13 protein-coding genes and 1 pseudogene are annotated in these 13922 nt (G+C 51.7%); 3 read left to right on the top strand and 11 right to left on the bottom strand.

What is annotated here, in order from left to right:
* Window positions 1-44: 44 nt before the first annotated feature.
* The 4 genes from ACTRXF_RS03935 to ACTRXF_RS03920 all read right to left on the bottom strand — a co-directional run bounded on the left by ACTRXF_RS03935 (window position 45) and on the right by ACTRXF_RS03920 (window position 4948).
* A complete protein-coding gene (locus tag ACTRXF_RS03935) occupies window positions 45-1664 on the bottom strand; it encodes a PucR family transcriptional regulator (protein ID WP_474277896.1) in 1620 nt (539 codons plus the stop codon).
* 147 nt (window positions 1665-1811) lie between these two features.
* Window positions 1812-2420, bottom strand: coding sequence for a TetR/AcrR family transcriptional regulator (locus tag ACTRXF_RS03930; protein ID WP_474277894.1), 609 nt, complete (start codon window positions 2418-2420; stop codon window positions 1812-1814).
* A 27-nt stretch (window positions 2421-2447) separates the two neighbouring features.
* The gene (locus ACTRXF_RS03925) at window positions 2448-4046 is read right to left on the bottom strand and encodes an ABC transporter permease (protein ID WP_474277892.1); all 1599 of its coding nucleotides are present in this window, start codon (window positions 4044-4046) and stop codon (window positions 2448-2450) included.
* A 2-nt stretch (window positions 4047-4048) separates the two neighbouring features.
* Window positions 4049-4948 carry an ABC transporter ATP-binding protein gene (locus ACTRXF_RS03920; protein ID WP_474277890.1) on the bottom strand — a complete coding sequence of 300 codons (900 nt, stop codon included), beginning with the start codon at window positions 4946-4948 and terminating at the stop codon, window positions 4049-4051.
* A gap of 168 nt (window positions 4949-5116) precedes the next feature.
* Here ACTRXF_RS03920 and uvsE point away from each other — a divergent pair, with 168 nt between their 5' ends.
* On the top strand, window positions 5117-6076 hold the full coding sequence (gene uvsE / locus ACTRXF_RS03915; protein WP_474278111.1) for a UV DNA damage repair endonuclease UvsE: 960 nt from the start codon (window positions 5117-5119) through the stop codon (window positions 6074-6076).
* Window positions 6077-6112: 36 nt separating this feature from the next.
* Here uvsE and ACTRXF_RS03910 read toward each other — a convergent pair whose 3' ends face one another.
* The gene (locus ACTRXF_RS03910; RefSeq protein WP_474277888.1) at window positions 6113-7087 is read right to left on the bottom strand and encodes an NAD(P)H-quinone oxidoreductase; all 975 of its coding nucleotides are present in this window, start codon (window positions 7085-7087) and stop codon (window positions 6113-6115) included.
* 193 nt (window positions 7088-7280) lie between these two features.
* On the opposite strand from ACTRXF_RS03910, the gene ACTRXF_RS03905 reads away from it, so the two are divergent.
* The gene (locus ACTRXF_RS03905) at window positions 7281-8372 is read left to right on the top strand and encodes a nitric oxide synthase oxygenase (protein WP_474277886.1); all 1092 of its coding nucleotides are present in this window, start codon (window positions 7281-7283) and stop codon (window positions 8370-8372) included.
* Window positions 8373-8483: 111 nt separating this feature from the next.
* Window positions 8484-8813: a four-helix bundle copper-binding protein gene (locus ACTRXF_RS03900; RefSeq protein ID WP_474261364.1), complete on the top strand. Its 330-nt coding sequence runs from the start codon at window positions 8484-8486 to the stop codon at window positions 8811-8813.
* Window positions 8814-8858: 45 nt separating this feature from the next.
* Here the strand turns inward: ACTRXF_RS03900 and aroA are convergent, their stop codons facing one another.
* The 6 genes and pseudogenes from aroA to ACTRXF_RS03870 all read right to left on the bottom strand — a co-directional run bounded on the left by aroA (window position 8859) and on the right by ACTRXF_RS03870 (window position 13906).
* A complete protein-coding gene (aroA, locus tag ACTRXF_RS03895) occupies window positions 8859-10205 on the bottom strand; it encodes a 3-phosphoshikimate 1-carboxyvinyltransferase (protein WP_474261363.1) in 1347 nt (448 codons plus the stop codon).
* A 78-nt stretch (window positions 10206-10283) separates the two neighbouring features.
* Window positions 10284-10580 (bottom strand): hypothetical protein, encoded by a 297-nt coding sequence (locus tag ACTRXF_RS03890; protein ID WP_474261362.1) that lies wholly within the window; start codon window positions 10578-10580, stop codon window positions 10284-10286.
* Window positions 10581-10648: 68 nt separating this feature from the next.
* Window positions 10649-10849 (bottom strand): annotated as a pseudogene (locus tag ACTRXF_RS03885) (YolD-like family protein); the annotation flags it as partial.
* 12 nt (window positions 10850-10861) lie between these two features.
* On the bottom strand, window positions 10862-10990 hold the full coding sequence (locus ACTRXF_RS03880) for a hypothetical protein (protein WP_474277884.1): 129 nt from the start codon (window positions 10988-10990) through the stop codon (window positions 10862-10864).
* A 120-nt stretch (window positions 10991-11110) separates the two neighbouring features.
* Window positions 11111-12439, bottom strand: a complete 1329-nt coding sequence (locus ACTRXF_RS03875) for a 6-phospho-beta-glucosidase (RefSeq protein ID WP_474277882.1) — start codon at window positions 12437-12439, stop codon at window positions 11111-11113.
* Between the two features lie 72 nt (window positions 12440-12511).
* A complete protein-coding gene (locus ACTRXF_RS03870) occupies window positions 12512-13906 on the bottom strand; it encodes a glycoside hydrolase family 1 protein (protein ID WP_474277880.1) in 1395 nt (464 codons plus the stop codon).
* Window positions 13907-13922 lie beyond the last annotated feature (16 nt).

Below are 13922 nucleotides of genomic sequence, written 5' to 3'. Positions count from 1 at the left end.
ATAATCGCTAAGGAAATGAATGGCTTTGTGCAGATTATCTTACATTATTCCGAGGAAAGGACGTTCTGCACCCGCAGTGCCAGGCGCAGCCGCATCGTCGTTTCGGGATTTTTCAGGGAAACCCCTAAGAGCTCCTCACATTTTTCCAGGCGGTAGAGCACCGTATTGCGGTGAATGTAAAGCCGTTTGGCCGTATCAGCCACATGGCAGTGCGACTCCAGGTAGACAGATAACGTCTGCACAAGCCCCTGGTCCTCCTGGCTCCCCTCCGTTAATTCCTGCAGGACCGAGTGGCTGAACGAGGCCAGCTCTTCGGTGGGCAGCAGCCGGAGAAGCTGGGCGATGTCCTTTGTATAGTAGGAGCGTATAAAACCGCGCTCTCCGGTAAGCTGGCTGTTGTACAAGGTGTTTTCCGCCTCTTTGTAGGACGCCGGGATGTCAAGAAACGTCCTCGCCGCATTTCCGATGCCAAAGGATATCGAGCGGTCAAAAAACAGTTGAATCCCCTCCTGCAGCTGCCGCAGTGCTTCCACTGAAGCTTCATCAGTGTCTGCATGCAGCTGCTCCTCCTCCCACAAAATAATACACTGCCGCTCTTTTTTGAAAAACCAGGCCGGGGAGCGCCATTTGCCCAATTCCCCTTCAATGTATTCATACATATGGTCCATTTCCCGCTGCTGCTGGGTATAGGTGACCGGAAGCCGGGGCTCGGGGTCAAGCATACCGACGGCACAGCCATAATTACGGTTGTTTGGCAGTCCCATTTCCTCCGCCCGGTTTCGCGCTTCTTCATCGGACGAATAGCCTCCGTTAATGTAATTTTGAAAAAATTCGTCACGGGCTCTCCGTTCATATTGAGCGATGGCACTCTGTTTCATTCGTTCGAACCCGATAACATTCACAGCCTGGTCGATAATCAGCACAAGTCCGTTATCATAAATCGGAATTTCTCCGCCGATCACAAGACATCCGCTGCGTGTTTCATGCGTCCGTACTGGGAACAGTGTGTACGTCTGCGCTGTTTCCCACACGCAGAAGCTGCTGTATGTACTTCCGCTTAAAAATAAATCCCGTTTTGCCCTGCGGTGCGCTTCAATTACTCCCTGCGCTGTTTCCATTCCTTTGCCTGCATAGATCGGACGGTCGTAGGCATCCAGCAGCAGAACCGGAAATCCGATGTATTCGCATACTTCTTCAAGGAGTGCTGTCAGGCCTTTTCCATGCATTACATGATCGGTCAGCCGCTGGTGGATGTTTAACGCTTCGCGCAGCTCTCTTGTCCGTACCGAAAGCATGTCGTTGAGCATATCATTGACCATTGCTCCAAGACCGATATCTTCCGGGAGGGCAATAATAGGAAACTGCAGCTCGTCTGCTTTTTCGATGACGCTCTCCGGCAGCTCCTGGAGAAAACGCTCGATTTTCAGCCCAATGCCGGCGCATCCTACAGCGTCCATCCGCTCGATGAGTATACTCAATTCCTCAGGACGATCTTTATAATGATAGCCAGTCGTTATCAGCAAATCATCCTCCTGCAGATAATCAACAATATCCGGCGCATCCATCATGTTTACCTGCCGGATCTCCCGGATGTCCCCGTCTTTTCCGGCAAGCAGTCTCGCATCCTTCCAAACCGGTCGCTGCAGCGTTTCTCCTATGTTCACCGTTTCTGCCCCCTTGTGATACATATCCAATCATTTCTGAAACAACTGGTTATTTTAACTTTTACTGTAGCAGAAAAAGTAATGCTCCTACCAGTGGAAATTCCAGCTGCCGCAAAAAAAGCCGCCGGCAACCGGCAGCTCTTCTGCTTATCTTTTAACGATACCGTACAAAAACAAATCATAAAAATGCGTCTGGTATTCTTCAAGCGTCATGCTCCCCGGGACGTCCTCCCCCTGCTGAATCCGGAAGGCCACCATCTGCCGGAGCGAGATGGCATACGACATGAAAAAATCAATATTAATATTTTCCCGGAGAATCCCCTGCTCTTTTGCCAGCTCCACCAGCTCCCGGAACACCGGCATGACTATCTTTTCGCCACGGCTGCTGTAATCGGCCAGTACATGCGGATAATCCTGCATTAATTCCGTGAGAAAGCTTGATTGAAAAAATGATTCGTATTCCTTCATATCAAATATCTTCAAAAGCATCTCTTCGGTCATCCCATGCTTTCTGCTTCGCCCGATCAGTTCTTCCATTTTGTCTTTGGACTCCTGCATCACGCCGTCGAGCATTTCGCTTAAAATGCCTTCTTTGTCTGTAAAGTATTTATAAAATGTGGCCTTGCTCGCGCTTGCTTCCGCGCACAGCTGCTCGATGGTGACCGCTTTTATCCCTTCCTGCAGAAACAGGCGGTGCGCGGTGTCGACCAGATCTTTCTTTTTTCTTGTTGTTCGCCGTTTTTTATTGTGCGCCACTGCTGCTTCCCCATTTCTATCCTTACTTTAAAGGATTAAGTCTCTTTTTCTGATCGTATACATTCCGACTGCGGCGAAAACAGCAAATACGGCCAGAAGAATGACTGTCGACCAGCCTGTCCATTCCTCTGCAGGCACGCCCGGGATCTGCGCATATGGTGAAATATCACTTACCCAGTCCGGCAGCTGAAGCAGCGGCCCAATAAGCCCGATCAGTGTAAATGCTGTATACACAAGCCAGACGAGTGACAGCGCCCTGGGCCACAGGCCCATTAATAAAGCAGCCAGCCCAATAAATACCCAGACAGCCGGCGTCTGTGCGATGGCAGAGAAAAACACCTTCCATGCCCCCTCTGAGCTGTCCGTATAGTAGCCGTAAAGCGCCCCTGCGCCGATGCCGCTGATCACAAGCAGCATGAAGCTCCCCACGCAGGAAATCAGGAGATAATCAAGCATCCACCGCGGACGCGGTACAGACTGTACCAGCAAAATCTCTCCCCGGCCGCTCTTTTCCTCCCGGATCATTTTGGTCATCACCTGCAGCGCATAGCCAGCCGCCAGCATGGCGAGAAAGGCCATATAAGTGGCAAATAACGATTCTGCAAGCGTGGCTCCTTCGGCCTGTACGAGAAAATCTTCCCCGATGGGATTATCCGCAAAAAAGTCCGCAGCTTCTTCACTGATGGCCCCCATCGCCATACCGTACAGGGCCGCGCCTGCTGCCCAGCTCAGAAAAACCCAGCGAAATAAAAATCTCTGCAGACCAAGCAGGTGAGTCAAACCAATGCCAGCCCGGGCTTTCCCGCCCTGAACCCTCAGCACCCCGGCCCCGTCATCCCGGTGGTAGTCTACATAAATAGCTGCCACTGCGAGTAGTATAATACCCCCGGCAAACAGACCGAGCGGCCACCAGCGCTCATCCACAAAGGCGCGCATCGCCTGGCCCCATCCAATCGGAGAGAGCCACCGCCACACATCCACAGCAGCCACATCGCCGGCGGCCCGGAATAAAAACGCCAAACCAAGCAGTGCAGAGCTGATGCCGGATGCCGCTCCGGCGCTTTCGCTCACCTGAGCCATCAACAGGCTGATGGCGCCAAATATAATTCCGACACCGGCAACCCCGAGTCCAAAGCCCAAAGCCCCTGCCCAGCTGAGCCCTTCTATCGTATAAGGCATGCCGACAATGATAATGACGGCGATGAAAAGATTCGCGAGTACCATCAGCAAAAAAGCAGCCGTGGATATACTAACCCGGCCGACAACCCGTGCTTTCACAAGCTCCGATAGTCCGCTTTCCTCTTCGGCCCTTGTATTGCGGACGATCATAAAGATGCTCATAAACGCAGCAGCGACCGCCACGTATAAAAACATCTCATTCGTAATCATCGCTCCGAACGTATAGTTCTCGAGCCCGTACCCAGGACCCGCCATCGCCCGGAGTGCCGGACTTTCCAGCAGCAGGGCGCGGCCCTGGCGGTCTTCCTGCGTCGGATACGTTTCCGGAAAGCTGAGAATACTGAGCAGAAACAGCACCGAAATCGAAACGACCCAAATGGGCAGCCGCACTTTTTCTTTCCGGAGCATTACCCAAAACAGCCTGCCCGTTCCTGTGAACATGGACATGTTCATCCTGCTTCCCCTGCCTTCGATTCATAATGGCGAAGAAAAATTTCTTCGAGCGTCGGCGGCCTGGATTCCAGTGAAACTACCTCCGCTGCTGCAAGCTCCTGCATGACCGGCGCCAGCCCTTTTGCATCCACATAAAAATGCACCTTCGATTCGTCTGCCTTCCACTGGTGGACGTCGCTTCGTTCCGCTAAAGAAGCGACCGTCTGCTTCGTTTCTGCCGTAATGGAAATACGGGTTAAATGCCGAAGCTCCTCAAGCGTTCCGGATTCAATGATTTTTCCTTCTTTTATGATGCTCACCCGGTCACACAGTTCTTCCACCTCTGCCAGTATGTGGCTCGAAAGAAGTACCGCCTTTCCTTCCTGCTGCAGCTCCCGCACGCATTCCCGGAAAACAGAAGCCATTAACGGATCCAGACCCGAAGTCGGTTCGTCAAAAATATACAGATCCGCCTCCGAGGCGAAGGCCGTAATGAGTGCCAGCTTCTGCCGGTTTCCCTTCGAATACGTTTTGCTTTTTTTCCGCGGATCGAGCTGAAAGCGTTCAATCAACTGCTGGCGTTTCTCTTCATTAAAATCACCGTGCAGCTTCCCAAGAACATCAATCACCTGGCCGCCGGTTAAATTCGGCCAGACGTTCACATCACCCGGTACATAAGCCACCCGTTTATGAATATCTACAGCCTCAGTCCACGCATCTTTGCCAAACAGCTTCACTTCACCGCCGCTTTTTTTCAGCAGACCAAGCATCACCCGGATCGTAGTAGACTTCCCGGAGCCATTCGGACCGAGAAACCCTACCGTTTCTCCTTGACGGATCATCAAATCCACATGCTCAAGCGCCGCATGCTTTCCAAAATATTTTGATACACCCTCTAATTTCACCAGTTCATTCACATCTGCACCCCCTTAAATTGAACTTTTTTATTATTATCGTTTAAACTATTTTACAACTTTCGTTCAATTAAGTCACGGTTTATTTTCTTTGCCACTTCCCTTGAAGACTACGTTCGCAGCTTTTTGGGTATGTGTAACACAGATCTGAAATTGGAGGCAATATGTATGATGACCTTACGACTCGGATACGTATCCCAGGCTCTTGCTCTCTGGAACGCTTCTCCGGGCAAAACAATGACACTGACGCGCTGGCGGAAAATGGACCGGAGCAGCCGCGAGGATAAGCTGCACGAGGTCACCCGTTTGAACCTGAAGCACACGATCCGCATGCTTCATTACAATATCGCCCACGACATTCCTTTGTACCGTTTTTCTTCCTCGCTTGCGCCGCTTGCCACTCATGACGACGCCGCCTGGGATTACATAACGCCTTTTGCGGATTTATACAAGGAAATCGGCAGACTCGTGCGGGAGCACAATATCCGCCCGAGCTTTCACCCGAACCAGTTTACGTTATTTACAAGCGACAAGCCGAATGTCACCGCCAATGCCGTGCAGGACATGGAGTACCATTACCATATGCTTGAAGCCATGGGACTCGAACAATGGGCATGGATCAACCTGCATGTCGGGGGGGCCTACGGGGATAAAAAAGCGGCGGTAGCACGGTTTCACAAAAACCTTCAGCAGCTGCCCGAAAAAATCAAGGCACGGATGACACTGGAAAATGATGATAAAACGTACACAGCAGGCGACGTGCTCGCTGTCTGTGAAAAGGAAAAAATTCCAATGATGTTTGATTATCATCACTTCGAGGCCAACCATTTTGAGGAGGAACATTTGGAGGAGCTGCTGCCCCGGTTTATCGATACGTGGGCCCACACCGGCAGCCGGCCAAAAATCCATCTTTCCTCGCCGAAATCACCCGAGGCCTTCCGCAGCCATGCCGACTACGTGGATCCGGAGTTCAATCTTCCTTTTCTTCAGGCCTTAAAGCAGATCGGCGAGCCCATTGATGGCATGATTGAAGCAAAACAGAAGGACTACGCGCTTCTGCAGCTCGTCGAAGATCTCGCTTCGCGGCGGAACGTGACCCGGACCGGCGGTGCAGAGCTCCAGTGGAAATAAAGAGCCATAAAAAAGAGCCTGAACCCAGGCTCTTTTTTACCATTCCAATATGATTTTTCCGATGTTTTTATTGTCCTGCATGTGGAGGTGCGCATCTGCAATCTGTTCAAATGAAAACACCGTGTCCACGATAGGACGGATGGAGCCGTCTTCAAGATACGGCATTGCGTGCTTTACAAAATCCCTGCTCAGCTCGGCTTTATACTCGTCGCTCCGCGGCGTAAGCAGCGTCCCGGTCAGCTGCACGCGCTTCATCAGCAGCTTCATCAGGTTCACATTCGGCACATTCGCCCCGCCAAGCACGCCAATTAAAACCCAGCGTCCATCGGTTTGAATGCTTTTCAGGTTCTGTTCCCAGTAGGAGGCCCCGACAAAATCCAAAATCACATTTACACCTTTATCACCGGTAGCCGCAAGCACCTCTTCCTCAAAATTCTGCTCTTTATAGTTGATGCGTACTTCTGCGCCGAGCTTTTGAATAAATTCCAGTTTTTCTTCTGCTCCGGCGGTAGTAAGTACACGGGCCGACGAAAGCTGGCTTGCGAGCTGAATGGCTGCCGTGCCTACACCGCTCCCCCCGGCATGAATCAGGACGGATTCATGCTGGTTCAGGTGCCCGATCCAGTAAAGCGTCTGGTAGGCCGTTAAGAATACCTCCGGCACGGCTGCTGCCTGGGCATACGTGAACGCCTCGGGTATCCGCATCACCCGGTCGGCCCGCATGACGGCATATTCTGCGTAGCCGCCGCCATTCACAAGCCCCATCACCCGGTCGCCCGGGGAAAATGGGTTCTCAGTACCTGCTTCTTCCACTACACCTGCCACTTCAATTCCGAGCACCGGGTTTTCGATATACCCGGCCTTGCCCTCCCGGTTTAAAATGTCGGTCCGGTTCACGGCTGCTGCTTTTACCCTGATCAGCACCTCATCCATCTCCGGTTTGGGAGCAGGCCGATCCTGAATCTGCAGGACCTCCGGCCCACCGGTTTCTGTAGTAATTACTGCTTTCATTGCTATCAACTCACTTCCTTTAATCTTTCGTTTCCAGTATTCGCTTCCTTAAAGACCGTGTCAACTTGTGCGTTTATCTACTGCTGCATCTATTTATTTCCCGGGAAATAGCTTTTGTAGGATTGATTTTTCGATAATAGCAGCTAATACCTTTATACTGGAAAAAAGGCAAAAGCTGAGGTGCAGACAAATAATGACTAATATACAAGCATTAAAACAGGACGCTTACACATTTATAGAGCAATATTACCGGGAAACAGATCAGTCATCAGAAATTTTTCAGGCCCGCTGGGATAATGTAGAGCAGGAAATTGAAGCTTCCGGGCATTACGAGCACACGTTTGAGGAGCTATCCTTCGGAGCGAAGGTCTCCTGGCGAAACAGCAACCGCTGCATCGGAAGATTTTTCTGGAAGAGCCTCCAGGTTCTCGACTGCCGGTACGTGCGCACCGAAGAGCAGGCAGCCGAAGCGCTCCGCCACCATATCCGTTACGCAGAAAATGGCGGGAAAATCATTCCGACTATCTCCGTGTTTCCTTCGGTCAAAAACGGGCAGGAGCGGATGCGCATATGGAACTACCAGCTGATCCGCTACGCCGGCTACGAGCGGGACGGGACAATCATTGGCGACCCGCAGTCTGTACCCTTTACAAAATACTGTGAATCATTGGGATGGAAAGGCGAAGAAACATCGTTTGATCTTCTTCCTCTGGTTGTTCAGGTAAACGAAGGCGACCCCCGGTGGTTTCCGCTCCGAGCCGAAGAAGTACTCGAGGTTCCGATTAGCCATCCGGATAGCGATGCTTTCTCTACTCTCGGTTTAAAATGGTATGCTGTCCCAATTGTTTCGGACATGAAAATGGAGATCGGCGGCATCACGTATACGGCCGCGCCGTTTAACGGCTGGTACATGGAAACGGAAATCGGTGCCCGTAACCTCGCAGACGGGGACCGCTACGATATGCTGCCACGGGTTGCAGACGTACTCGGCATCGACCGGACGTACGCGGGAAGCTTATGGAAGGACCGGGCGCTTGTGGAGCTGAACCGCGCCGTGCTTCATTCATATAAAAAAGCAGGCGTCAGCATGGTGGATCATCACACGGCCGCCTCGCAGTTCAGACGGTTTGAGCAGCAGGAACAAAAAGCAGGCCGGGAAGTAACCGGAGACTGGACGTGGCTAATCTCGCCGGTATCGCCGGCCGCTACTCATATTTTCCACAGCTCCTACCGCAATATCATGCACACGCCGAATTTCTTTTACCAGCAGCACCCCTATAAATAATGATGCAAAGCAGCAGGGGAAGCAGGCAGGCTTCCCCATATTTTACGTTTGAATAAATACCCCTTCCGGGAACCCCTATACCAGTATCTAATATTAGAAAGGGTGATAAATATGAACGCTACACAGAAGGAATGCCTCGAAGCATGCATCGAATGTATGAAGCAGTGCAATCAGTGCTTTAACGACTGCCTCCAGGAAGACGACGTGAAAATGATGGCCGAATGTATACGTCTCGACCGTGAATGCGCAGACATTTGTGCTCTGACAGCTAAAGCAATACAGTCCAACAGTCCATTGATGAAAGAGACCGCTCAGCTGTGTGCAGAGGCCTGCAAAGCATGCGGAGATGAATGTGCCAAGCATGACCATCAGCACTGCAAAGATTGCGCAGATGCCTGCTACCGCTGTGAAAAAGCATGCCGGGAGCTTGCCGCATCATAATTTCTGCACAAAAGCCCCCTCCTAAAAATGGAGAGGGCTTCTTTTTTATGAAAATTTCACCGGTACACCGGCTGCTTCAAACAAATCGTAGAAGGTCGGACACGTTTTCGACACGCACCCCGGGTCTTCAATATGAATTCCGGGCACCTTTGCTCCAATCAGCGAAAGGGCCATAGCCACCCGGTGATCATCGTATGAGTGAAGCGACACGCCGATCGGCGTCCCCGGATATACTTTCAGCCCGTCCGAGTATTCATCCACCCGGATGCCCATTTTCTGAAGTTCTGTACACGCTGCGTGAATGCGGTCTGATTCGTGATGACGAATATGCTCTACGTCCCGGATCGTAATCGGTGCATCGGCAAACGGGGCCAGGGCAGCAACGGTCAGCGTCTGATCGGACATTTCCTTCATACTGAGCTCAAATCCTCCCGAAAGCTGTTCGGGACCTGTGACTTCAATGTAGGTGTCACCTTTTTCCACACGGCAGCCCATTTTTTCAAACACATCCACCATTCCTATATCCGGCTGGTTGGTGTCCATTGTTAAATTATTAATGCGGACCGTTCCGGCCGTTAGTGCCGCAAGGGCCATAAAGTAACTGGCCGTCGACGCATCTGCTTCAAGCGCCATGCTCCGGCCCTGAAAGCTTTTTGCCGGCACCTGCATATCGGTTAAATCCTCGTTGTACGTGACCGGTACCCCGAACTGATTCATTAAATCAAGCGTAATGTGTACATAGGCGTGCTGCACAATGTAATCCGGAATCCGGATACGCAGGCCTTCCTCTGTATAGGCACCCGTGAGCAGCAGGCCGCTGATAAACTGGCTCGATAATTTGCCGGAAATGGTCACTTCTTTCCCAGGGAGCCCGCCCGCATGAATTTCAAGCGGATAAAACCCCTTTTTATCTATGTAATGAACGTCGGCCCCGAGCGTTTCCAGGGCTTCCATTAACGGCTCCACCGGACGTTCACTCATTCGTTTGCTCGCTTCCACCTTGTAAACCCCGCTCCCCGCTGCTGCAAGCGGGCCCGGGAGGAAACGGGCCGTAGTACCGGCAGCGCCTATGTAAAGCTCTGCGTCCTCCTCCGGCCACCGGCCTCCGCATCCATGAATCGTAACCGTATCGCCCTCCACTTCGGACTTCACGCCAAGCGCCCGGAGCGCACCAAGACACCAGTACGAATCATCGCTTTTTAAAATGCCTGAAAGGGTGGACGTGCCTTCTGCCAGCGCGGCCATGATCAGTGCCCGATTCGTAAAGCTTTTACTCCCAGGCACTGTTAAAGAGGTCTGGATCGACCCTGGCGAAACCGGGGAAACGTGTACTTTGTCTACATCCGTTAATGAGGCCCACGGCGAGCGGGCCCGAAAATCTGGTGTACTCATAAAACATCCGTCCTCTGCATCTTTTTCTACATTACACCATGAACCAGTACTGCGCGCAACCAGCGTTTTTCCGAAGGCTTATACCACCCCGGTAAGTGCCGGACTGACCATAAACCAGAGCAGAAGCACCGCCATAACAATCCAGCCGCTCAGCTTCATCCATCCCGGCTCACGGCGCGAAAAAGCAATCATGCTCATAAATGCACTGAGCGCAAGCAGCAGAATGCCGATCGTCAGCAGCGAACCGAATAACGGTACAAAGGGACTGTTGTCGGGAAGGGAAAATACCGCTGAAACAATAATCGATACAGCAATCAGTCCGAGACCTCCCAGAGAAGACGTTAAAGAAATTCTGCTGAATTTTTTATCCTTCATTTCATCCTCTCCCTTTTGAGTTCTTTTCTTGTCTTCCTTTCCCTTACGCGTATTTCAAAAACGTGCGGTTACGTTTCCAGATCCATAATATCCTCCACGCTCACATGCCGGACGTCCCCACCTGCCTCTATCTTGATTGCTTTGTTCAGCGCATCCAGATGCAGAATTTTTCCGGTCATTTTTATTTCTGCATAAGGATCAAATACGTGAAGCGTCACTTCTGTCCCAGCCGTCAGAGCTTCCTGAAGGCAATGGGAAAATTCCTCAAGCTGCTGCTCATCTCAGAGCGGCCTGAACTTCATCCGGTCCTCTTTTTGATGACGCAGCCACATTTCCCGGTGCTCCGGCAGAATCATCCGGCTGGATTCCCAGCGCATATTCGACCCCGGGGTTAATTTGTTTTCTTTCATCCGTAACGCCCCCTTTCGCTTTAGTATACACGAACGTTTGTTCTTTTTGTGGTTTATCTTCAAAATGTGGAAATTTTTTCTGATAAAAAAGGCCTCCTGCATTAGGAGACCTTAATCATTTCAAGCCTTTTCTGTTTGGAAGAACTGCGGCAAATGCTCTCTATGGGCTTCGAGCATGTCATCAAGAATTTGTTTTGCTTTCGTATCGGACGGAACGAGTGGATTAATCGTCATCGCCAGAAGAGCCGTCTGGTAGTTTCCTGTTACCGCCGCTTCAGCAGCGACCCGTTCAAACGACTTGATCTGCTGCACGAGCCCCCGGACTGCCACCGGCAGCTCTCCGGCAGCAATCGGCCTCGGACCGTCCTTCGTAATGACGGAGCTGATTTCCACCGCCGACTCCGCTGGAATCCCTGCAATCGCACCGCGATTTTTCGTATTAACCGGCTGAATGTCCCGGGTGTCATTATATATCGAATTAATCAGGCTGCAGGCCGCTTCGCTGTAATATGCCCCGCCGCGCTGCTCAAGCTGCTCGGGCTTCGTCCGGAGCGTTTCATCGGCATAGAGGGTGAAAAGCTCCTCCTCCACTCCCTGGACAACTTCGGCCCGGGTGCCGGTTTCTTTGGCAGCCTCCTGTTCTTCAGCCAGCATTTCTTCTGTTTTATAATAATACCGGTGATAAGGGCAGGGGAGCACCTGCAGAGCCCGTATAAATTCGGGCTCCCAGCCAAGCGCTGCGATATTTTTCATTGTGGAGGCATTCGCCGGGTCTGCCACTGCTTCGAGCGCCTGCTGCTTTATATCTTCGCCATCAAGGTAAATATTCAGCCCGTACACCATATGGTTCAGCCCGGCAAAATCAATCTGTATGCGGCTGCCATCTACTCCAAGCGCTTCGGCCACCCCCATCTGCATTCCCACCGGCACATTGCAGAGGCCAACAATGCGTTCATGGTTTGTATAGCGCAGCACCGCTTCTGTTACCATGCCGGCTGGATTCGTAAAGTTGACGAGCCACGCGTCCGGGCAAAGCCGCTCGATGTCGTGCACAATGTCAATAATAACCGGAATCGTCCGCAGTCCTTTAAACAGACCCCCCGGCCCGTTTGTCTCCTGGCCAATCACGCCATAGGAAAGCGGTATCCGCTCATCCTTCGCCCGTGCTTCAAGCATGCCGACCCGGAACTGGGTGGTGACAAAATCAGCTCCCGGAAGCGCCTCCTCCCGGCTGTAGGAAAGATGTACTGTCATATCAATTCCTGCTTCGGCTGTCATGCGCTGGGCGAGCCTTCCTACGATCTCCAATTTTTCTTTTCCTTCCGGAATATCAACGAGCCACAGTTCCTTCACCGGCAGTTCGCTGTGTCTTTTAATAAATCCCTCCACAAGCTCCGGCGTGTAGCTCGAGCCCCCGCCGATCGTTACAATCTTAATACCTTCCTTCATCGTCCCACTCCTTTTTATGCATATATTTATATAGACCGGGCCGCCTGCGTGTAGACAGACGGCCCCGTAATGTTATTTTTCAAATCCATTATTTTTGTGAACGGCCGTGATCCAGTAGGCACTCTTTTTCGGCATGCGCTCCTTTGTATCAATATTGACGGAAAAATAACCGTAGCGGTTTTTATATGCATTCATCCAGGACCAGTTATCGATAAACGACCAGAGATGATAGCCTTTGGCGTTAGCTCCTTCTTCGATGGCCCGGTGCAGCCATTCGAGATGATCCTGAATAAACTCAATTCGGTAATCATCCTGAATCATCCCATCTTCCATAAATCGGGCTTCATCCTGTACCCCCATGCCGTTTTCAGAAATGAACGACGGAATATTCCCGTAGTTATCCCGGAGATTCATCATGATGTCATAGACCCCTTTCGGATAAATCTCCCATCCGCGGTACGGGTTCATCTTCCGGCCGGGCATTTCGTAGTGGTCGAAAAACCATTCCGGCAGTATCGGAGCACCTGGGTTCGGGAGATTTTCCTTCGCTTTAACCCGGCGAGGCTGATAGTAGTTCACACCCAGCAGGTCGACTTTCCCTTCCTGAATCAGCTCCTTGTCCCCGCTCTCGGTGTGCGGAAGCACCCCGTGCTCCCCGAGCAGGTCAATCAGCTCCTGCGGATACTTCCCGAGCACCGTTGGATCAAGAAAGCTCCGGTTGAAAAATAAATCTGCAATCCGGGAAGCCTTCAGATCTGCCGGATGGCTGCTTCGTGGGTACGAGGGCGTCAGGTTTAAAATGATGCCGATTTCCCCGCCAGCGCGGTCCTTTTCGCGAAAAGCCTTCACCGCAAATACGTGGGAAAGAAGCGTATGATAGCCTACCTGGGCCGCCCGCTTCATGTCGACGACGTTGGGATAGTGAAAGTCATACATGTAGCCGCCCTCCACTGGAACAATCGGCTCATTGTGCGTGAACCATTTTTTTACCCGGTCGCCAAACAGATCAAAGCAGATGCCGGCATAACGGCCAAAGTATTCCGCCGTCTCCCTGTTTTCCCAGCCGCCAATCTTCTGCATCGCCATCGGCATATCAAAATGATATAAACAGACAAATGGCTCCACGTCCTGCGCAATCATTTCGTTGATAACGTTGTTGTAAAAATCAACGGCTTCCGGATTCACTTCCCCGGAGCCGTCTGGTATCAGCCGGGACCAGGAGATCGACAGGCGAAAGGAGTTAAAATTAATGTCCTTCATCCGGGCGATGTCGTCCTTGTACTGATGGTAAAAGTCGGACGTGGTGCCGGGGCCGACCCCGTTAAAAAAACGATTCGGCTCTTCTTCAAACCATTGATCCCAAATATTTTTCCCTTTACCGCCTTCCTTCGCGGCGCCTTCAATCTGAGTGGCGGATGTGGCCGCCCCCCACCAGAATCCTTCTGGAAACGTGAACTGTTCTGCCATAGATGGTACCTCCTAA

The organism is Marinococcus sp. LNHM3E3-2.2, assembly GCF_056034385.1.
This window is presented reverse-complemented; position numbering and strand designations above follow the sequence as displayed.